This is a genomic window from Burkholderia sp. AU19243, from assembly GCF_018148075.1.
Taxonomy (GTDB): domain Bacteria; phylum Pseudomonadota; class Gammaproteobacteria; order Burkholderiales; family Burkholderiaceae; genus Burkholderia; species Burkholderia latens_A.
In genome coordinates this window covers 150013-169867 of the sequence record NZ_JAGSTV010000007.1, presented here as the reverse complement: position 1 = coordinate 169867, position 19855 = coordinate 150013, and the positions used below count along the sequence as shown (strand labels likewise).

The following is a 19855-nucleotide window of genomic DNA, read 5'->3' as shown; positions in this document are numbered from 1 at the left end:
AGCACGCGTGGCCAAACAGAAAACCGTGTACGTCTGCAGCGAGTGCGGCGGACAAACTCCGAAGTGGCAGGGCCAGTGCCCGTCATGCCAGGCGTGGAACACGCTCGTCGAATCGGTCGCCGAGTCGCCGGCCGCCCATCGATTCCAGTCGCTCGCGAAACGCGCGCCGGTGCAGCGCCTCGTCGACATCGAGGCGGCCGACGTGCCGCGCTTCTCGACCGGCATCGGCGAATTCGATCGCGTGCTGGGTGGCGGGCTGGTGCCGGGCGGCGTCGTGCTGATTGGCGGCGATCCGGGCATCGGCAAGTCGACGCTGCTGCTGCAGTCGCTGGCCGACATCGCGAGCGAGCGGCGTGCGCTCTATATCAGCGGCGAGGAATCGGCCGCGCAGATCGCGTTGCGCGCGCAACGGCTGGCACTGCTCGACGGCGGCGCGCCGGCGGCAGAGCTGAAGCTGCTCGCTGAAATCCAGCTCGAGAAGATCCAGGCCGCGATCGACGCCGAACGGCCGGACGTCGCCGTGATCGACTCGATCCAGACCGTCTATTCCGATGCGCTGACGTCGGCGCCGGGCTCGGTCGCGCAGGTGCGCGAGTGCGCGGCGCAGCTCACGCGCATCGCGAAGCAGTCGGGCACCGCGATCATCATGGTCGGGCACGTGACGAAGGAGGGCAACCTCGCCGGACCCCGCGTGCTCGAGCACATCGTCGACACGGTGCTGTACTTCGAGGGCGATACGCATTCGTCGTTCCGGCTCGTGCGCGCATTCAAGAACCGTTTTGGCGCCGTCAACGAACTCGGCGTGTTCGCGATGACCGAGCGCGGGTTGCGCGGCGTGGCAAACCCGTCTGCGCTGTTCCTGTCGCAGCACGAGCAGGTAGTGCCGGGTTCGTGCGTGCTTGTCACGCAGGAGGGTACGCGTCCGCTGCTCGTCGAAATCCAGGCGCTCGTCGATACGGCCCACGTGCCGAATCCGCGCCGGCTCGCGGTCGGGCTCGAGCAGAACCGGCTCGCGATGCTCCTCGCGGTCCTGCACCGGCACGCGGGCATCGCCTGTTTCGACCAGGACGTGTTCCTGAACGCGGTCGGCGGCGTGAAGATCACCGAGCCGGCCGCCGACCTCGCGGTGCTGCTCGCGATTCATTCGTCGATGCGCAACAAGGCGCTGCCGAAAGGGCTGATCGTATTCGGCGAAGTCGGGCTGGCGGGCGAGATCCGGCCGTCGCCGCGTGGCCAGGAGCGGCTGCGCGAGGCGGCGAAGCTCGGTTTCACCGCCGCGCTGATCCCGAAGGCGAACGCGCCGAAGCAGCCGATCGACGGGCTGAACGTAATGGCCGTCGAGCGGCTCGAGCAGGCAATCGACCGCGTGCGCGATCTCGAATGACCGCAGGCGGGCGGCTGCACCGCGCTCCTGCCGGGGGTGTTCTATCGCGTAATTGGCTGTAAAGAATATGTAGGGTGCTGTAACCCGCCGGACATCGCTTTTCCCTATCCTTTGCCGGATTGTCGAACCGCGCAATGCGAAGGGAACCTATGTTGAAACAGTATGGGGAAACGCCGGGCGGACGCCTTTACAACCTGCGCGGCTGCCGCGTATCCGAACCGATCGTCCAGCCGTGGGGCGGTGGATGCCGGATCGTCGAGTGGATCGACGACGACGGGCGTCTCGCGCGCCGCGTCGTGTCCGAGGACGTGACTGAAGCCGAGGTCGTAGCGGTAATCCGCCGGCCGACCGAAGGGCGGCGTCACCTGATGGGTGACGACGAGCAGATGCCGCGCGATACGTTGCCGCGGCGCTAAGCGCATCGCGGGCCGCTGTATCGGCGAAGCAACGAAGACAAGGCCGGGCCAGGGCGCCCGGTCTTGTCGTTTCCGGGTTTGGCGCCGTGTCGGGCGCGAGCGGCCCCGCTTGCCGCCGCCGACGCACCGGCGAGCGCGCCTACGCCAATCGCGCGCCGGCCGACCGTGCCCGGGCCAGGATCAGCCGATCTGCTCGAGTTCTTCCTGCACCGCGAGCCAGTCGGCCTCGACCGTTTCGAGCCGCGTATTGACCTCGCCCAGCTTGCGGATCGCTTCGGTCAGTTCCGTCTTGCGCGCGGCGTCGTAGCTCGCCGGATCGGCGACGAACGCGTCGAGTCGCGCCTTCTCCGCGTGCAGCGTTTCCATTTCCTTCTCGAGCTTCGTAATCCGGTTCTGCAGCGGCTTCTTCAGTTGCGACAAGCGCTGGCGCTCCTCGGCCGCCTGACGCTTCTGGTCCTTGCGGTTCACCGCCGGGTCGGCGCCCGCGGACACGCTGTCGGCCTTCGCGGCCGCGCGCTGCTCGGCCGCATGCTGCAGCAGCCAGTCGCGGTAGTCGTCGAGGTCGCCGTCGAACGGCTGGAGACGATGCTTCGCGACGAGCATGAACTGGTCGGTGGTCGCACGCAGCAGGTGACGATCGTGCGACACGAGGATCAGCGTGCCTTCGAATTGCGCGAGCGCCATCGTCAGCGCGTGGCGCGTTTCGAGGTCGAGGTGGTTGGTCGGTTCGTCGAGCAGCAGCAGGTTCGGCTTCTGCCAGATGATCAGCGCGAGCGCGAGCCGTGCTTTCTCGCCGCCGGAGAACGGGCCGACCGGGCTCGTCGCCATGTCGCCCGAGAAATTGAAGCCGCCGAGGAAGTCGCGCAACTCTTGTTCTCGCGTGTCGGGTGCGAGCCGCGCAAGATGCGCGAGCGGCGAATCGTCTTCGCGCAGTGTTTCGAGCTGGTGCTGCGCGAAATAGCCGATCGTCAGGCCCTTGCCATCGCGCACATGCCCCGACAGCGGCGCGAGCGTGCCGGCCAGCGTCTTGATCAGCGTCGACTTGCCCTGGCCGTTCGCACCGAGCAGGCCGATGCGCTGGCCGTTCTGGATCGACAGCGTGACGCGCTCGACGATCGGGATCTCGGTGCCGTCGTCGGCATGGTAGCCGCAGCGCACGTCTTCCATCACCATCATCGGGTTCGGCGCGGCGTCGGGCGTGCGGAACTCGAACGTGAACGGCGACGCGATGTGCGCAGGCGCGATCAGTTCCATCTTCTCGAGCGCCTTCATCCGGCTCTGTGCCTGCTTGGCCTTGGTCGCCTTGGCCTTGAAGCGGTCGACGAAGCTCTGCAGGTGCTCGATCGTCTTCTGCTGTTTTTCGTACGCGCTTTGCTGGAGCGCCAATTGCTGCGCACGCAACACCTCGAATTGCGAGTAGTTGCCGCCGTAGCGCTTCACCTGGCGGTTTTCCAGATGCAGCGTGACGTTGCAGATCGAATCGAGGAATTCGCGGTCGTGCGAGATCACGACGAGCGTGCCGGGATAGCGGTGCAGCCAGTCTTCCAGCCAGACGATCGCGTCGAGGTCGAGGTGGTTGGTCGGCTCGTCGAGCAACAGCAGGTCGGAGCGGCACATCAGCGCTTGCGCGAGGTTCAGCCGCATGCGCCAGCCGCCGGAGAAACTCGCGACCGATTCGCGCGTCTGCGCGAGCGTGAAGCCGAGGCCGAGCAGCAGCGCTTCCGCGCGCGCCGGTGCGGTATAGCCGTCTGCATCGGCGAACGCCGCATGCGCGTCGGCTTCGGCGGCGCCGTCATGCGCGGCCGAAGCGGCGGCGATGCGCGCCTCGATCTCGCGCAGGGCAGTGTCGCCGTCGAGCGTGTAGTCGAGCGCCGAGCGGTCGACGGCGGGCGTTTCCTGCGACACGTGGGCGATCCGCCACGACGGCGGCATCGAGAAATCGCCGCCGTCGGAATGCAGCTCGCCCCGCAGCACCGAAAACAGCGTCGATTTGCCGGCGCCGTTCGCGCCGATCAGGCCGGCCTTCTCGCCGGGATTGAGCACGAACGAGGCCGACTCGAACAGCGGCTTGGTGCCGCGCGCAAGGCTGAACTGATTGAAACGGATCACGGCGGGGATGACTGGCCAAAACCGCTATTCTAGACCGCGCGCGGGTCGCGCCGGATATCGGCCGTTCGGCCGATCCCGCGACGGCGCGATTTCGCCTAGACTCCACGTCGATCCGGTTTCGTAAAAGGAGTGCCCGATGTCCACCCTGTATTCGTTCACAGCCGACACGCTCGCCGGCCAGCCGGCGTCGCTCGATGCGTATCGCGGCAAGGTGCTGCTGATCGTCAACACCGCGAGCGAGTGCGGCTTCACGCCGCAATATGCGGGCCTGCAGAAGCTGTACGACCAGTACGCTGCGCGCGGCTTCTTCGTGCTCGGCTTCCCGTGCAACCAGTTCGGCAAGCAGGAGCCGGGCGATGCCGCGCAAATCGGCGCGTTCTGCCAGCGCAACTACGGCGTCACGTTCCCGATGTTCGCGAAGATCGACGTGAAGGGCGAGCACGCGCATCCGCTGTACCGCTACCTGACCGACGAGGCGCCCGGCATCCTCGGCCTGAAGGCGATCAAGTGGAACTTCACGAAATTCCTGGTCGACCGCGAAGGGCGCATCGTCAAGCGCTATGCGCCGTCGACGAAGCCCGACGAAATCGCCGCGGACATCGAGAAGCTGCTTTGAGCGTTTGAAACGGCGCGCGCGGTGACAGAGCCGGGCGGGGCAGGCGTGCCGCGCTCGCCCCGTACGATTGCAGCGCATTCGAGCGTGCGCCGCGGTGCCGGCCGCGGGGGCGAATCCGCGGCTTGGGCCGGTGCTACAGGATCGGCGCGAACAGACGGGCGACGTGCATCGCGATGCGCCGCCACGCCGGCGAGAGCCGGTACTCGCTCGCATCGACCTCGTAGGCCTGCGCGAAATCGGCATCGAGCATCGCTGCGACCTCGTCGGCAAACGCACGGTCGACGGTCAGCACCATGATCTCGAAGTTGAGGCGGAACGAGCGATTGTCGAGATTCGCGCTGCCGACCGCGGCCGCGCTGCGGTCGATCAGCACGACTTTCTGGTGCAGGAAGCCGGGCCGGTAGCGGAACACCTTCACGCCCGCGTCGACGAGGTCGCGCGCGTACAGCTTCGACGCCTCGAACACGACGTAGTGATCGCGCCGGCTCGGGATCAGGATGCGCACGTCGACGCCGCGCATCACCGCAAGCTTCAGTGCGGCGATTACCGCCTCGTCGGGTACGAGATAAGGTGTCGTGATCCACACCCGTTCGCGCGCGGCATTGATCGCCTCGACGAAGAACAGCGAGCCCGTTTCCTGTTTGTCGGCCGGCCCCATCGGCACCGCAAGGCAATGCATCGTGTCGTCGGGGAGCGCCGGCGGCGGTCCGGCGAGCGGCGGCAGCGTTTGCGTGGCCCAGTGCCAGTCTTCGGCGAACACGTACTGGATGCTGGCGACCGCGGGGCCGCGAATCTCGATATGGGTGTCGCGCCACGGCGACAGGCGCCGGTTCGCGCCGAGATACTCGACGCCGACGTTGTGGCCGCCGACGAACGCGCGATTGCCGTCGACGACGACGATTTTGCGATGGTTGCGGAAGTTCAGCTGGAAGCGGTTGACGAACTTGCGGTGGGTCGCGAACGGCGACACTTCGACGCCGCCGCGGCGCAGCGTATCGACGTAGCTGTGCGGCAGGTCGAAGCTGCCGATGCTGTCGTACAGCACGTAGCAGCGTACACCCGCCGCCGCGCGCGCAAGCAGCGCGTCGCGCAGCATCTGGCCGAGTGCGTCGTCGCGCACGATGAAAAACTGGACGATCACGTAATCGCGCGCGGCATCGATCGCCGACAGGATCGCCGAGAAGGTCGCATCGCCGTTCACCAGCGTGCGCACCGCATTGCCGCCGACGAACGGCATGCCGCCGAGCCGCGTGAGCGCGAGCACGGCGGCGCGGCCGATCGCGTCGGCGGCCGGCCCGTCGGTTGCGCCCGCATCGAGCCACGGTGCGCGCGGCGTGTGCGTGCGCAGCGCCTTCGTTTCCTGGCGCCGCGCGTCGACGTAGCCGGAGAACTTGCTGCGGCCAAGGAACAGGTAGGGGATGAGCGTCAGGTACGGCATCGCGGCGAGCGACACGGCCCATGCGATCGCGCCTTGCGACGTGCGCGTGTTCATGAGCGCGTGACACGCCGCGACGATCCCGAGCACGTGGATGGCCAGGATCAGGGTGCCCAGATGTAGCCAGTCGAGGGTCATAGGCGCGTGACGGACTCCTGAAGTCAGGCGGCGCGGCGGCCGCTCACGCGCATCTTACCGAACCGTGCGGGACAGCGGGGCGCCGTGCCGCATGGTTCGGTCGCAGCGTGCCGGTCAGGCCTTGCGCGGCAGGTCGGACGCCTGGATCAGGAATACGGTGTCATCGCCCGCGCTGGTGGGCAGCCACGTGAGTTCGAGGCCGCCGAACGCGGCTTCGACGTTCTCGCGCTCGTTGCCGATTTCGACGACGAGCACGCCGTCGTCGTGCAGCCACTTGTGCGCTTGCGCGATGATTCGCCGCACGATGTCCATCCCGTCGTCACCGCCGGCGAGTGCCATTTCGGGCTCGTGCCGGTACTCGGCCGGCAGCGCCGCCATCGACGCCGCGTTCACGTACGGCGGGTTCGTCAGGATCACGTCGTAGCGTGCGCCGGGTTCCGTGCGGAACGCGGGCAGCGGTGCGTACAGGTCGCCGCGGTGCAGCGTGATGCGATCGTCGAGGCCGTAGTCGCGCACGTTGATTTCTGCGACTTCGAGCGCCTTGTCCGACAGGTCGACCGCGTCGATCTCGGCGTTCGGGAACGCGCTGGCCGCGAGGATCGCGAGGCAGCCGGAGCCGGTGCACAGCTCAAGTACCGCGCCAACTTGCTCGGGGTCGGCGACATACGGCTGCAGCCCGTCGTCGAGCAGCTCGCCGATGAACGACCGCGGCACGATCACGCGCTCGTCGACGTAGAAGCGGTGTCCATGCATCCACGCTTCATGCGTGAGATACGCGGCCGGCACGCGCTCCGTCGCGCGTCGTTCGATCACCGCGAGCACGGCGTCGATTTCGTCGGGCAGCAGGCGGGCATCGAGGAATGGCTCGAGCGTGTCGAGCGGCAGGTCCAGCGTATGCAGTACGAGGTATGCGGCTTCGTCGTACGCATTGTCCGAGCCGTGACCGAACGCGAGCTTCGCCTTCGAAAAACGGGTGACCGCGTAGCGCAGCAGATCGCGAACAGTTGCAAAAGGTGTGGTCATGCAGGGCTCCGTCAGGCGATCAGTTGTTCGAGCACGCCGCGGTATATGTTCTTCAGCGGGTCGATGAAGCGCACGTCGATGTGCTCGTCGATTTTATGGATGCTGCCGTTGGGCGGCCCGAATTCGATCACCTGCGGGCAGATACGTGCGATGAAGCGTCCATCGGACGTGCCGCCTGTCGTCGACAGCTCGGTCGTGAGGCCGGTCTCCGCGCGGATCGCGTTTTCGAGTGCGTTCGACAGTTCGCCGCGCGGCGTGAGGAACGGCAAGCCGCTCACCGACCACTTCAGCGAGTATTCGAGCGCGTGCTTGTCGAGGATCGCATGCACGCGCGCCTGCAGGCCCTCGACGGTGCTCGCCGTCGAAAAGCGGAAGTTGAACATGAGCTCCGCATGGCCGGGGATCACGTTGGTCGCGCCGGTGCCCGCGTGCAGGTTCGACACCTGCCACGTGGTCGGCGGAAAGTATTCGTTGCCTTCGTCCCACTGTTCGGCGGCGAGCTCGGCGAGCGCCGGTGCGAGCAGGTGGATCGGGTTCTTCGCGAGGTGCGGGTACGCAATGTGGCCCTGCACGCCCTTGACGATCAGTTCGCCCGACATCGAGCCGCGGCGGCCGTTCTTCACGACGTCGCCGAGGGCGGCGGTCGACGTCGGCTCGCCGACGATGCAGTAGTCGAGACGTTCGCCGCGCGCTTCGAGCAGTTCGACGACCTTCACGGTGCCGTCGGTGGCCGGGCCTTCCTCGTCGCTCGTGATCAGGAATGCGATCGCGCCGCGGTGGCCGGGGTGGGCCGCGACGAATTCCTCGGACGCGACGACGAACGCCGCGAGCGACGTCTTCATGTCTGCCGCGCCGCGGCCGTACAGCTTGCCGTCGCGATGCGCGGGAATGAACGGCGGCGATGTCCACTGTTCGAGCGGGCCGGTCGGGACGACGTCGGTGTGGCCCGCGAACGCGAGCAGCTTGCCATCGCGGCCGTCGGTGCCGCGCTTGACGGCCCACAGATTGGTCACGCCATGCGACGCGATGGTCTCGCATTCAAAGCCGAGCGCCTCGAGGCGTTCGGTCATGATCTGCTGGCAGTGCTGATCGTCGGGCGTGACGGACGCACGGGCAATCAGCTGTTCGGTAAGGGCTAGGGTGGCGGACATGGTTCGGACCACTTTCGATAAAAAATGCCGGCGCGGGGCCGGCAGCGATGAGGCGTCTTGCGCGGCCGCGCAGCGCGCCCCTAGGCGGCAAACAGCGCCGCGTACTGGTCGGCGACGAAGCCGAGCGATTTCACGCGACCGTTGACGACGAGAACGGGCCGCTTGATGACCGACGGCTTGTGGATCATCAGCGCGACCGCGCCGGACTTCGTTTCCGCGGCCGCCTTCATGGCGTCGTCCAGGCCGCGCCACGTCGTGCCGCGCTTGTTCACGAGCGCGTCGAGCGACACGTCCTTCAGCCAGTCTTCGACGAGCGGTGCGCTGACGCCGAGCTTCTTGAAGTCGTGGAACTCGAACTCGACGCCGTGCTCGTCGAGCCACACGCGGGCCTTCTTCACGGTGTCGCAGTTCGGGATGCCGTAGACGACCACGGTGCGCGGCTTGGCCATCAGTCGCCTCGCAGCAGCTCGTTCAGGCCGACCTTCGCGCGGGTCTTCGCGTCGACCTTCTTCACGATCACCGCGCAGTACAGGCTGTGCGAGCCGTCCTTCGACGGCAGGTTGCCCGCGACGACGACCGAGCCGGCCGGGATGCGGCCGTAGCTGACTTCGCCGGTTTCGCGATCGTAGATCTTCGTGCTCTGGCCGAGGTACACGCCCATCGAAATCACCGAGTTCTCCTCGACGATCACGCCTTCGACGACTTCCGAGCGCGCGCCGATGAAGCAGTTGTCTTCGATGATGACGGGGTTCGCCTGCAGCGGCTCGAGCACGCCGCCGATGCCGACGCCGCCCGACAGGTGCACGTTCTTGCCGATCTGTGCGCACGAACCGACCGTCGCCCACGTGTCGACCATCGTGCCTTCATCGACGTACGCGCCGATGTTGGTGTACGACGGCATCAGCACGACGTTCTTCGCGATGAACGAGCCGCGGCGCGCGATGGCCGGCGGCACGACGCGGAAGCCGCCCGCGGCGAAGTCTTCGGCCGTGTAGTTTGCGAACTTCGACGGCACCTTGTCGTAAAACTGCGAGTAGCCGCCGGCCGGCATCGGTGCGTTGTCCTCCAGGCGGAACGACAGCAGCACGGCTTTCTTCAGCCACTGGTGCACGGTCCAGTTGCCGTCGATCTTCTCGGCGACGCGCAGTGCACCTTTGTCGAGCTGCTCGATCGCGTGAGCGACGGCTTCCCGGACTTCGGCGGGCGCGGCCTTCGGCGACAGCTCGGCGCGGTTTTCCCAGGCGGTATCGATGATTTGCTGAAGTTGTTGCGACATGTTCGTTTTCGCAGGAGATGGATGGAATTGATCGGGATGGACGTCTTACCGCGCGAGTGAGCGGCAGAAATCGACGATGCGTTGCGCGCCCTCGACGCATTCGGGGGTGCCCGCGACGAGCGCGATCCGGATGAAATCGCGGCCCGGATTCGTGCCGTGCGCGTCGCGCGCCAGGTACGAGCCGGGCAGAACCGTCACATTATAGTCGGCGTACAGTCGGCGGGCGAACTCGGTGTCCGACAGGCCGGTGCGCGCGACGTTGGCCCACAGGTAGAACGCGGCGTCGGGCAGCTTCACGTCGATCACGTCGGCGAGCATCGGCGTGACCGTGCTGAACTTCTGCAGATACAGCGCGCGGTTGTCGCGCACGTGCGCCTCGTCGTTCCACGCGGCGATGCTCGCGTGCTGCCACACCGGCGACAGCGCGGCGCCGTGATACGTGCGGTACAGCAGGAATTTTTTCAGCAGCGCGGCGTCGCCGGCGACGAAGCCCGAGCGCATACCGGGCACGTTCGAACGCTTCGACAGGCTCGACAGCATCACGAGCCGCTCGAAGCCGCGGCCGAGGCGATGCGCGGCCTCGAGCCCGCCGAGCGGCGGCGCCGCTTCGTCGAAGTAGATTTCCGAATAGCATTCGTCCGACGCGATCACGAAGCCGTGACGGTCCGACAGCGCGAACAGCTCGCGCCAGTCGTCGAGCGTCAGCACGGCACCGGTCGGGTTGCCGGGCGAGCACACGTAGAGCAACTGGGTGCGCGCCCACACTTCGTCGGGCACGGCCGCGTAGTCGCACGCGAAGTTGCGCGCCGGGTCGCTGTTCGCGAAATAGGGTTCGGCACCGGCGAGCAGCGCCGCGCCTTCGTAAATTTGATAGAAAGGATTCGGACAGAGTACGATCGCTTTCTTGCCGTCGGTGCGCGCCCGCGCGTCGATCACCGTCTGCGCGAGCGAGAACAGCGCCTCGCGCGAGCCTGACACCGGCAGCACCTGCGTGGCCGGATCGATCGCCGGCAGCCCGTAGCGGCGTTCGAGCCACTGCGCGATCGACGTGCGCAGTGCGTCCGAGCCGGCCGTGGCCGGGTACGACGCGAGGCCGTCGAGCGCGGCGACCACGGCGTCGCGGATCAGCGCGGGCGTCGGGTGCTTCGGCTCGCCGATGCCGAAGCTGATCGGTTTGAGTTCGCCGGAAGGCGTCACGTCCTTGAACAGGGCGCGCAGCTTTTCGAAGGGATAGGGCTGGAGCGAATCGAGTCGAGGGTTCACGGGCGAAGCGGCCATCGCGGCCGGTTGGAGCGAAAGGGGCGGCGCGGGTGCCGCACGTCTGCGAGCAGGCGCCGGCGGCGCGCAGGTCGCAGCGGACGATTATAGCGTGATGCAATGCGGTCACGGCCCGCCGCAACGGCGGCCGGGCCGGTCGAATAAAGGGTATCGAATCAAATGAACAACGCGGTACGCGGCAGCCTGCCGACGCTGGCCATCCTGATCGGCGCGTCGGTATGGGGCCTGATCTGGTATCCGCTGCGGATTCTCGCGTCGCTCGGGCTGACCGGCACGCTGGCCAGCGCGCTGACGAGCGCGGTCGCGTTCCTGTTCGTGATCGTGGCCCGGCACCGCACGATCGCGACGCTGCGCTGGCACTGGGTGCTGCCCGGCATCGCGATCACGGCTGGCGTGACCAACCTGGGGTTCGTGTGGGGCACGATTCACGGCGAAGTGCTGCGCGTGATGCTGCTGTTCTATCTGACGCCGGCTTGGACCGCGATCTATGCGCACTTCCTGCTGCGCGAGCGGCTGACGTGGGCCGGCGCCGGCCTCGCGGCGCTGTCGATCGGCGGCGCGATGCTGATGCTGTGGTCGCCGAAGCTCGGCGTGCCGCTGCCGGCCAATCCGGCCGAATGGGCGGGCCTTGCTGCGGGCCTCAGTTTCGCGATGAGCAACGTGCTCGTGATCAAGGCGAGTCGCGAGCTTCCGGAGATGCGCGCCGAGATGCGCACCGCGACGCTGTTCGGCGGCGCGGCGGTGTTCGGCGCGGCCGCGTCGCTGGTCGAAGGACTGCCGGCGGCGCCCGCCGGCGGGCAAGTCGGTCCGGCCGCGCTGATCATCGTCGCGATCGGCGTGACGATGGCCGCAAATAATCTGCTTGTGCAGTACGGGCTCGCGCGCGTGCCCGCGAACCGCGCGTCGATCATCATGCTGTTCGAGATCGTGATCACCGCGCTGTCCGCGTGGGTGTTCGCGAACGAATTGCCGAGCGCGCGCGAGTGGGCGGGCGGCGCGTGCATCGTGCTGGCGACGCTGCTGTCGAGCCGGGTCCATCGCGCCGCGCCCGCATCGGGCAAACCCGGCGGCGGTCGGGACGGCGCACGCGCGATGGTATGATGGAAGCCGTTTGCGGGGCCCAACGCTTAAGATGCGCGCGGCCCCGTTTTTGAATTCCGGGGCGCATCGCGCGTACGGGCCGCTCGGCCCCGCGCGACGCGGCCCCGTCCGTTTCACACCTTCTTCACATCCGATACCGCCGTGCGTCTGAGCTCGATCAAACTCGCTGGCTTCAAATCCTTCGTCGATCCCACGCATTTCCAGGTTCCGGGCCAGCTGGTCGGCGTGGTAGGCCCGAACGGGTGCGGCAAGTCCAACATCATCGATGCCGTGCGCTGGGTGCTCGGCGAGTCGCGGGCGTCCGAGCTGCGCGGCGAGTCGATGCAGGACGTGATCTTCAACGGCTCGACCGCCCGCAAGCCCGGCAGCCGGGCGAGCGTGGAACTGATCTTCGACAACTCCGACGGCCGTGCGGCCGGACAGTGGGGGCAATACGGCGAGATCGCCGTCAAGCGCGTGCTCACGCGCGACGGCACGTCGAGCTACTACATCAACAACCTGCCGGCGCGCCGCCGCGACATCCAGGACATCTTCCTGGGCACGGGGCTCGGGCCGCGCGCCTACGCGATCATCGGGCAGGGCATGATCGCCCGGATCATCGAGGCGAAGCCGGAAGAGCTGCGCGTGTTTCTCGAGGAAGCCGCGGGGGTGTCGAAGTACAAGGAGCGCCGCCGCGAGACCGAGAACCGCCTGCACGACACGCGCGAGAACCTGACCCGCGTCGAGGACATCGTTCGCGAACTCGGCGCGAACCTCGAGAAGCTGGAGGCGCAGGCCGTCGTCGCGACCAAGTACAAGGAACTCGTCGCCGACGGCGAGGAGAAGCAGCGCCTGTTGTGGCTGCTGCGCAAGAACGAGGCCGCGGGCGAGCAGCAGAAGCAGCAGCGCGCGATCGAGCAGGCGCAGATCGACCTCGACGCGCAGACGGCGAAGCTGCGCGAGGTCGAGGCGCAGCTCGAAACGCTGCGGGTCGCGCATTATTCGGCGAGCGACGCGATGCAGGGCGCACAGGGCGCGCTGTACGAAGCGAACGCCGAAGTGAGCCGCCTCGAGGCCGAGATCAAGTTCATCGTCGAATCGCGCAATCGCGTGCAGGCGCAGATCGCCGCGCTGAACGCGCAGCGCGAGCAATGGCGTGCGCAGGCGGAGAAAGCGCAGGACGAGCTCGAGGAAGCCGAAGAGGCACGCGCGATCGCCGACGAGAAGGCCGCGCTCGCGGAAGACGCCGCCGCCGCAAAGCACGACGCGCTGCCGGCGCTCGAAGCGAAATGGCGCGACGCGCAGGCGCAGCTCAACGATGAGCGCGCGCGGATCGCGCAGACCGAACAGTCGCTGAAGCTCGAAGCCGCGCACCAGCGCAATGCGGACCAGCAGCTCCAGCAGCTCCAGCAGCGCCACGAGCGCCTGAAGGCCGAGGCGGGCGGCCTCGACGCACCCGATGAAGCGCAGCTCGAGGAACTGCGCATGCAGCTCGCCGAGCAGGAGGAAATTCTCGCGGAAGCGCAGGCACGTCTGAGCGATGCGCAGGAGGCGCTGCCGCGCCTCGACGGCGAGCGCCGTGCCGCGCAGGAGCGCGTGCAGGCGGAAAGCGCGCAGATCCACCAGCTCGAGGCGCGGCTGGCCGCACTCAAGCAACTGCAGGAGAACGTGCAGACCGAAGGCAAGATCCAGCCGTGGCTCGACAAGCACGAGCTCGGCGCGCTGCCGCGCCTTTGGAAGAAGCTGCATGTCGAAGCCGGCTGGGAAGCGGCGCTCGAAGCCGTGCTGCGCGAGCGCCTCGCCGCGCTTGAAGTGTCGAATCTCGACTGGGTGAAGGCATTCGCGACCGATGCGCCGCCGGCGAAGCTTGCGTTCTACGCGCCGCCGATGGCCGGTGAGGCGCCGGCCGCCCCGGCGGGCCTGCGCCCGGTGCTGTCGCTCGTGCGCATCGACGATGCGGGGATTCGCGCGGTGTTGAACGACTGGCTCGGCAACGTGTACGTCGCCGACGACGTCGCGCAGGCGCTCGCGACGCGTGCGCAACTGCCGGCGGGCGGCGCGTTCGTCGTCAAGGCCGGCCATATCGTCACGCGTGTCGGCGTGCAGCTGTACGCGGCCGATTCGGAGCAGGCCGGGATGCTGGCCCGCCAGCAGGAAATCGAAAACCTGACGCGCCAGGTGCGCGCGCAGGCGTTGCTCGCCGACGACGCGCGCACGGCAGCCGTGCGCGCGGAAGCCGCGCACACGCAGGCCACGCAGGCGCTCGGCGATCTGCGTGCGCAGGCCGAACGCGCGACACAGCGCGTGCACGCGCTGCAGATGGAGGTGCTGAAGCTCGCGCAGGCGCACGAGCGTTACACGCAGCGCAGCACGCAGATCCGCGAGGAGCTGGAGGAAATCGGCGCGCAGATCGACGAGCAGCGCGCGCTGCGCGCGGAATCCGAAGCGAACTTCGAGCGTTTCGACGGCGAGCTCGCGGAACTGCAGGCGCGCTTCGAGGACAACCAGCTTGCGTTCGAGGCGCTCGACGAATCGCTGACGCAGGCACGTCAGGAAGCGCGTGACCTCGAGCGCGGCGCGAACGACGCGCGTTTCGCCGCACGCAACGCGGTCACGCGGATCGACGAACTGAAGCGCAGCATCCAGGTCGCGCACGAGCAGAGCGAACGTGTGGCCGCGTCGCTGGAAGATGCGCGCGCGGAGCTTGAAACGATCAACGAGCAGACCGCGCACACGGGCTTGCAGGATGCGCTCGAAATTCGCGCGGTGAAGGAGGAGGCGCTCCAGGCCGCGCGGATCGAACTCGACGACCTGACCGCGAAGTTGCGCGCGTCCGACGAACAGCGTCTCGTCGCCGAACGTTCGCTGCAGCCGCTGCGCGACCGCATTACCGAGCTGCAGCTGAAGGAGCAGGCCGCGCGCCTGGCCGTCGAGCAGTTCGCCGAGCAGCTCACCGCCGCCGAGGTCGACGAGGAAGCGCTGCGCGCCAAGCTGACGCCGGACCTGAAACCGTCGTACCTGCAGGGCGAGGTCACGCGCCTGAACAACGCGATCAATGCGCTTGGCCCGGTGAACATGGCTGCACTCGACGAGCTGAAGGCCGCGAGCGAGCGCAAGGTGTTCCTCGATGCGCAATCCGCCGACCTGACCGACGCGATCACGACGCTCGAGGACGCGATCCACAAGATCGACCAGGAAACTCGTACGCTGCTGCAGGGCACGTTCGACGAGGTCAACCGTCACTTCAGCGATCTGTTCCCGCGCCTGTTCGGCGGCGGTCAGGCGAAGCTGATCATGACGGGCGACGAGATCCTCGACGCGGGCGTGCAGGTGATGGCGCAGCCGCCGGGCAAGAAGAACGCGACCATCCATCTGCTGTCGGGTGGTGAAAAGGCGTTGACCGCGACCGCATTGGTGTTCGCGATGTTCCAGTTGAACCCGGCGCCATTCTGTCTGCTCGACGAGGTCGACGCGCCGCTCGACGACGCGAACACGGAGCGTTTCGCGAACCTCGTGCGCGCGATGTCCGACAAGACGCAGTTCCTGTTCATCTCGCACAACAAGATCGCGATGGAGATGGCGCAGCAGCTGATCGGCGTGACGATGCAGGAGCAGGGCGTGTCGCGGATCGTCGCGGTGGACATGGAAACCGCCGCGGGTTTTGCCCAGAATTGACGTTTGACGAAACCGGACCGCGTTCGCGCGGCGCATGGGCGCCCGTTCGCGGTTCCGACGACAAAGAATTGCTGATGGAGCATGCATGGACGAGTTGACACTCGGATTGATCGGCGCCGGCGCCGTCGTGGTGGGCGGCGTCGTGGTCTACAACGCATGGCAGGGCGCGAAGGTGCGGCGCAGGATGCCGCGCCCGATGCCGGAGGAGGCGGCTGAGGCGATGAATCGCCCCGAGCGCGACGACGAGCTGCCGTTCATCGAGCCGGTGCGCCAGCCCGTGCGCCGCGAACCGGCGGCGTCGGCACCGGCCGCCGCGGCGGCTGCATCGGCCGAAGCCGCACGCGTCGAACCGACCTTCGGCGGCTCAGCGTCAAGCGGTGCGGCGCCTGCCGACACGCCGGCCGATCTGCAGGCCGAGGCCACCGGCACCGACGTGCCGTCGGAGTCCGCCGAGTCCGCCGGGCAGGCCGTCGGCGAAGGTACGGTCACTGCAACGCAGGAAGCACCGGCCGACGTGGCGAGCGAGCCGGCCGAACCCGTGCTGCCGGCCGCGACGACGATTTCGTCGGCGCCGCCGGCGATCGTCGACCGCCGGATCGACTGCATCGTGCCGATCCGCCTGGGCGCGCCGCTGCCGGGCGACAAGATCCTGCCGATCGCGCAGCGGCTGCGCCGCGCGGGCACCAAGCCCGTGCACATCGAGGGCAAGCCGGAAGGCGGCCATTGGGAGTTGCTGCAGAACGGCGTGCGCTATGAAGAGCTGCGCGCGGCCGCGCAGCTCGCGAACCGCAGCGGCGCGCTGAACGAGCTCGAATTCTCGGAGTTTGTCACCGGCGTCCAGCAGTTCGCCGACGCAATCGACGGCGCGCCCGAATTCCCGGACATGATGGAGACCGTCGCGATGGCGCGCGAGCTTGACGGCTTTGCCGCGCAGTGCGACGCGCAGCTGTCGATCAACGTGATGTCGGACGGTGCGCCGTGGTCCGCCAACTACGTGCAGGCCGTCGCGTCGCAGGACGGGCTCTTGCTGTCGCGCGACGGCACGCGGTTCGTGAAGCTCGACGCGAAGCAGAATCCGGTGTTCATGCTGCAGTTCGGCGACACGAACTTCCTGCGCGACGATCTCACCTACAAGGGCGGGAACATGATCACGCTGGTGCTCGACGTGCCGGTCGCCGAAGAGGACATCCTGCCGTTCCGGCTGATGTGCGACTACGCGAAGTCGCTGTCGGAGCGAATCGGCGCGCGAGTCGTCGACGATTCGCGCCGGCCGCTGCCGGAATCGACGCTGGTCGCGATCGACCAGCAACTGATGAAGCTGTACGCGAAGCTCGAGGAAGCGGGCATCCCGGCCGGGTCGCCGGTCACGCGGCGGTTGTTCAGTCAGTAACGCGTGTCGCGTGCGGGGGCTACGCTGCCGCACGTTGCTGCTGCAGTGCACACACGCTGTGCGCGCACTGCAGCAGGCCCGCGTAACGCACATCGCGTGCCCCGCCGCGGCGTCAAACTGAGATAATCGGAAATCCGATTTTTCAGAACGAATCCGCCGCCAGCATGGCCCGAACCCAAGCCGAACCGCCAGCCAGCCAGCCCGACGCGCGTGCCGCGTGGCTGCGCGATCAACTCGAGCGGGCGAACTACGCCTATTACGTGCTCGATCAGCCGGATCTGCCCGACGCCGAATACGACCGGCTGTTCGGCGAGCTGCAGCAACTCGAAGCCGATCATCCCGAACTCGTGACCCCCGATTCGCCGACGCAGCGCGTCGGCGGCGAAGTGGCGAGCGGGTTCACGCCGGTCGTCCACGACGCGCCGATGCTGTCGCTGAACAACGGCTTTGCCGATGAGGACATCGTCGCGTTCGACAAGCGCGTCGCCGATGCGCTCGCGAAGACGACCGATCTCGCCGGCTCGGTGATGGACCCTGTCGAATACGCATGCGAGCTGAAGTTCGACGGTCTCGCGATCTCGCTGCGCTACGAGCGCGGCGTGTTCGTGCAAGCCGCGACGCGCGGCGACGGCACGACCGGAGAGGACGTGACCGAGAACGTCCGCACGATCCGCTCGATCCCGCTGAAGCTGAAGGGCGCACACGTACCCGCCGTGCTCGACGTGCGCGGCGAAGTGCTGATGTTCAAGCGCGATTTCGCACGCCTGAACGAACGCCAGCGCGCGGCCGAGCAGCGCGAATTCGCAAACCCGCGCAACGCCGCGGCCGGCAGCCTGCGCCAGCTCGATCCGAAGATCACCGCGCAGCGTCCGCTGTCGTTCTTCGCGTACGGGATCGGCGTGCTTGACGGAATGCCGATGCCGGACACGCACAGCGCGCTGCTCGACTGGTACGAGTCGCTCGGCCTGCCGGTGAACCGCGAACGTGCGGTCGTGCACGGTGCCGATGGCTTGCTCGGCTTCTTCCGCAAGGTCGGCGAGAAGCGCGATTCGCTGCCGTACGACATCGACGGCGTCGTCTACAAGGTGAACCGGCGCGACGAACAGGATCGGCTCGGCTTCGTATCGCGTGCACCGCGTTTCGCGCTCGCGCACAAGTTCCCCGCACAGGAAGCGCTGACGAAACTCGTCGCGATCGACGTGCAGGTCGGCCGCACCGGTGCGATCACGCCGGTTGCGCGCCTCGAACCGGTGTTCGTCGGAGGCGCGACAGTGACCAACGCGACGCTGCACAACGAGGATGAAGTGCGCCGCAAGGACATCCGGATCGGCGACACCGTGATCGTGCGGCGGGCGGGCGACGTGATTCCCGAAGTGGTCGGCGCGCTGCTCGACCGACGTCCGGCGGACGCGGCCGAGTTCGTGATGCCGACCGAGTGCCCGGTGTGCGGCTCGAAGATCGAGCGTCTGCCGGACGAAGCGATCGCGCGCTGCACTGGCGGCCTGTTCTGTCCGGCGCAGCGCAAGCAGGCGTTGTGGCACTTTGCGCAGCGCCGCGCGCTCGACATCGACGGGCTCGGCGAGAAGATCATCGATCAGCTCGTCGAGTTGAATCTCGTGCGCACGCCGGCCGACCTGTTCAATCTCGGCTTCGCGACGCTCGCGGAGCTCGACCGGTTCGCGGAGAAATCCGCCCAGAACCTGCTCGACTCGCTCGAGAAGGCCAAGCACACAACGCTCGCGCGCTTCATCTACGGGCTCGGCATTCGCCATGTCGGCGAGTCGACCGCGAAGGATCTTGCGAAGCACTTCGGGTCGCTGAATCCGATCATGGATGCGTCGATCGACGAACTGCTCGAAGTAAACGACGTCGGGCCGATCGTCGCCGAGTCGATCCATCAGTTCTTCGCGGAAGAGCACAACCGCACCGTGATCGAGCAACTGCGCGCGCCCGGCAAGGTCACGTGGCCGGAAGGCCCGCCCGCACCGAAGGCGCCGCAGGGCGTGCTGGCCGGCAAGACCGTCGTACTGACGGGCACGCTGCCGAACCTCACGCGCGACGCGGCTAAGGAGATGCTCGAAGCGGCGGGCGCGAAGGTCGCCGGGTCGGTATCGAAGAAGACGGATTACGTGGTCGCGGGCGCCGAAGCGGGCAGCAAGCTCGCGAAGGCGGAGGAACTCGGGATCCCCGTACTGGACGAAGACGGACTGCATCAACTCCTGGAGGGCAATACGCCATGATTCGCGAGATCCTGAAGATGGGCGATCCGCGCTTGCTCGAAGTCGCGAAGCCGGTCGAGCGATTCGATACGCCCGACCTGCACGAGATCGTCGCGGACATGTTCGAGACGATGCACCACGCGAACGGTGCGGGGCTCGCCGCGCCGCAGATCGGCATCGGGCTGCAGATCATCATTTTCGGCTTCGGCAGCAACAACCGTTACCCGGACGCGCCGCCCGTGCCCGAGACCGTGCTGATCAACCCGAAGATCGAGTACATGCCGCCGGACATGGAGGAGGGCTGGGAGGGCTGCCTGTCGGTGCCTGGCATGCGCGGGGTCGTGAGTCGCTATTCGAAGGTGCGGTATAGCGGCTACGATCAGTTCGGCGCGAAGATCGATCGCGTCGCCGAGGGCTTCCACGCGCGCGTGGTCCAGCACGAATACGACCACCTGATCGGCAAGCTGTATCCGATGCGGATCACCGACTTCACGCGGTTCGGCTTCACCGAGGTGCTGTTCCCGGGGCTCGATCCGACCGGCGACGACTGACCGGACGCCGGCGGCGCGCGGCGTCGAGCGTCGCCGTTGTCCCCGCCGTTGTCCTGTAAACGAAAGAAGCCCGCTTGCGCGGGCTTCGCCATTGCGTGGCACGTAGTGCGTGCC

At 67.5% G+C, this 19855-nt stretch carries 15 protein-coding genes; 8 read left to right on the top strand and 7 right to left on the bottom strand.

Annotation, left to right across the window (positions count from 1 at the left end; translation table 11 throughout):
- Positions 1 to 7 precede the first annotated feature (7 nt).
- Both radA and KDW55_RS15670 read left to right on the top strand, forming a co-directional pair.
- On the top strand, positions 8 to 1384 hold the full coding sequence (gene radA, locus KDW55_RS15675; RefSeq protein WP_040144501.1) for a DNA repair protein RadA: 1377 nt from the start codon (positions 8 to 10) through the stop codon (positions 1382 to 1384).
- A 149-nt stretch (positions 1385 to 1533) separates the two neighbouring features.
- Positions 1534 to 1800 (top strand): DUF2866 domain-containing protein, encoded by a 267-nt coding sequence (locus KDW55_RS15670; RefSeq protein WP_040144500.1) that lies wholly within the window; start codon positions 1534 to 1536, stop codon positions 1798 to 1800.
- Positions 1801 to 1980: 180 nt separating this feature from the next.
- On the opposite strand, the gene KDW55_RS15665 is transcribed toward KDW55_RS15670, so the two are convergent.
- Complete coding sequence (locus KDW55_RS15665) at positions 1981 to 3909, bottom strand: ATP-binding cassette domain-containing protein (RefSeq protein WP_040144499.1); 1929 nt, start codon at positions 3907 to 3909, stop codon at positions 1981 to 1983.
- 136 nt (positions 3910 to 4045) lie between these two features.
- Here KDW55_RS15665 and KDW55_RS15660 point away from each other — a divergent pair, with 136 nt between their 5' ends.
- Positions 4046 to 4525: a glutathione peroxidase gene (locus KDW55_RS15660; RefSeq protein ID WP_040144498.1), complete on the top strand. Its 480-nt coding sequence runs from the start codon at positions 4046 to 4048 to the stop codon at positions 4523 to 4525.
- Positions 4526 to 4658: 133 nt separating this feature from the next.
- On the opposite strand, the gene cls is transcribed toward KDW55_RS15660, so the two are convergent.
- The 6 genes from cls to dapC all read right to left on the bottom strand — a co-directional run bounded on the left by cls (position 4659) and on the right by dapC (position 10826).
- The gene (gene cls / locus KDW55_RS15655; RefSeq protein ID WP_040144497.1) at positions 4659 to 6098 is read right to left on the bottom strand and encodes a cardiolipin synthase; all 1440 of its coding nucleotides are present in this window, start codon (positions 6096 to 6098) and stop codon (positions 4659 to 4661) included.
- A 114-nt stretch (positions 6099 to 6212) separates the two neighbouring features.
- On the bottom strand, positions 6213 to 7121 hold the full coding sequence (gene prmB / locus KDW55_RS15650; protein ID WP_040144496.1) for a 50S ribosomal protein L3 N(5)-glutamine methyltransferase: 909 nt from the start codon (positions 7119 to 7121) through the stop codon (positions 6213 to 6215).
- Positions 7122 to 7132: 11 nt separating this feature from the next.
- Positions 7133 to 8272: a succinyl-diaminopimelate desuccinylase gene (dapE, locus tag KDW55_RS15645; protein ID WP_059547747.1), complete on the bottom strand. Its 1140-nt coding sequence runs from the start codon at positions 8270 to 8272 to the stop codon at positions 7133 to 7135.
- An 80-nt stretch (positions 8273 to 8352) separates the two neighbouring features.
- Positions 8353 to 8721 (bottom strand): ArsC family reductase, encoded by a 369-nt coding sequence (locus KDW55_RS15640; RefSeq protein ID WP_040144494.1) that lies wholly within the window; start codon positions 8719 to 8721, stop codon positions 8353 to 8355.
- Entirely contained in the window at positions 8721 to 9548 is an 828-nt protein-coding gene (gene dapD, locus KDW55_RS15635; protein ID WP_009695700.1) for a 2,3,4,5-tetrahydropyridine-2,6-dicarboxylate N-succinyltransferase, read from the bottom strand. The genes KDW55_RS15640 and dapD overlap by 1 nt, the downstream gene beginning before the upstream one ends.
- 45 nt (positions 9549 to 9593) lie before the next feature.
- A complete protein-coding gene (gene dapC / locus KDW55_RS15630) occupies positions 9594 to 10826 on the bottom strand; it encodes a succinyldiaminopimelate transaminase (RefSeq protein WP_212147806.1) in 1233 nt (410 codons plus the stop codon).
- 159 nt (positions 10827 to 10985) lie between these two features.
- Between dapC and KDW55_RS15625 the strand changes: the two genes are divergently transcribed.
- The 5 genes from KDW55_RS15625 (at position 10986) to def (ending at position 19741) form a co-directional block, all read left to right on the top strand.
- Positions 10986 to 11927: a DMT family transporter gene (locus tag KDW55_RS15625; protein WP_212147807.1), complete on the top strand. Its 942-nt coding sequence runs from the start codon at positions 10986 to 10988 to the stop codon at positions 11925 to 11927.
- A 141-nt stretch (positions 11928 to 12068) separates the two neighbouring features.
- Positions 12069 to 15581, top strand: a complete 3513-nt coding sequence (gene smc, locus KDW55_RS15620; RefSeq protein WP_040144491.1) for a chromosome segregation protein SMC — start codon at positions 12069 to 12071, stop codon at positions 15579 to 15581.
- 85 nt (positions 15582 to 15666) lie between these two features.
- Positions 15667 to 16971, top strand: coding sequence for a cell division protein ZipA C-terminal FtsZ-binding domain-containing protein (locus tag KDW55_RS15615; protein ID WP_059547742.1), 1305 nt, complete (start codon positions 15667 to 15669; stop codon positions 16969 to 16971).
- Between the two features lie 164 nt (positions 16972 to 17135).
- Entirely contained in the window at positions 17136 to 19211 is a 2076-nt protein-coding gene (gene ligA / locus KDW55_RS15610; protein WP_059547740.1) for an NAD-dependent DNA ligase LigA, read from the top strand.
- Entirely contained in the window at positions 19208 to 19741 is a 534-nt protein-coding gene (def, locus tag KDW55_RS15605) for a peptide deformylase (RefSeq protein ID WP_040144488.1), read from the top strand. Before ligA ends, def begins: the two co-directional genes overlap by 4 nt.
- The last annotated feature ends 114 nt before the right edge of the window (positions 19742 to 19855 follow it).

What these genes read in the sequence shown, in the direction of transcription:
- ligA (WP_059547740.1), top strand. Translation starts at nt 17,136, where the DNA reads ATGGCCCGAACCCAAGCCGAACCGCCAGCCAGCCAGCCCGACGCGCGT.
- def (WP_040144488.1), top strand. Translation starts at nt 19,208, where the DNA reads ATGATTCGCGAGATCCTGAAGATGGGCGATCCGCGCTTGCTCGAAGTC.
- KDW55_RS15640 (WP_040144494.1), bottom strand. Translation starts at nt 8,721, where the DNA reads ATGGCCAAGCCGCGCACCGTGGTCGTCTACGGCATCCCGAACTGCGAC.
- KDW55_RS15625 (WP_212147807.1), top strand. Translation starts at nt 10,986, where the DNA reads ATGAACAACGCGGTACGCGGCAGCCTGCCGACGCTGGCCATCCTGATC.
- dapC (WP_212147806.1), bottom strand. Translation starts at nt 10,826, where the DNA reads ATGGCCGCTTCGCCCGTGAACCCTCGACTCGATTCGCTCCAGCCCTAT.
- KDW55_RS15660 (WP_040144498.1), top strand. Translation starts at nt 4,046, where the DNA reads ATGTCCACCCTGTATTCGTTCACAGCCGACACGCTCGCCGGCCAGCCG.
- dapD (WP_009695700.1), bottom strand. Translation starts at nt 9,548, where the DNA reads ATGTCGCAACAACTTCAGCAAATCATCGATACCGCCTGGGAAAACCGC.
- cls (WP_040144497.1), bottom strand. Translation starts at nt 6,098, where the DNA reads ATGACCCTCGACTGGCTACATCTGGGCACCCTGATCCTGGCCATCCAC.
- KDW55_RS15615 (WP_059547742.1), top strand. Translation starts at nt 15,667, where the DNA reads ATGGACGAGTTGACACTCGGATTGATCGGCGCCGGCGCCGTCGTGGTG.
- dapE (WP_059547747.1), bottom strand. Translation starts at nt 8,272, where the DNA reads ATGTCCGCCACCCTAGCCCTTACCGAACAGCTGATTGCCCGTGCGTCC.
- prmB (WP_040144496.1), bottom strand. Translation starts at nt 7,121, where the DNA reads ATGACCACACCTTTTGCAACTGTTCGCGATCTGCTGCGCTACGCGGTC.
- KDW55_RS15670 (WP_040144500.1), top strand. Translation starts at nt 1,534, where the DNA reads ATGTTGAAACAGTATGGGGAAACGCCGGGCGGACGCCTTTACAACCTG.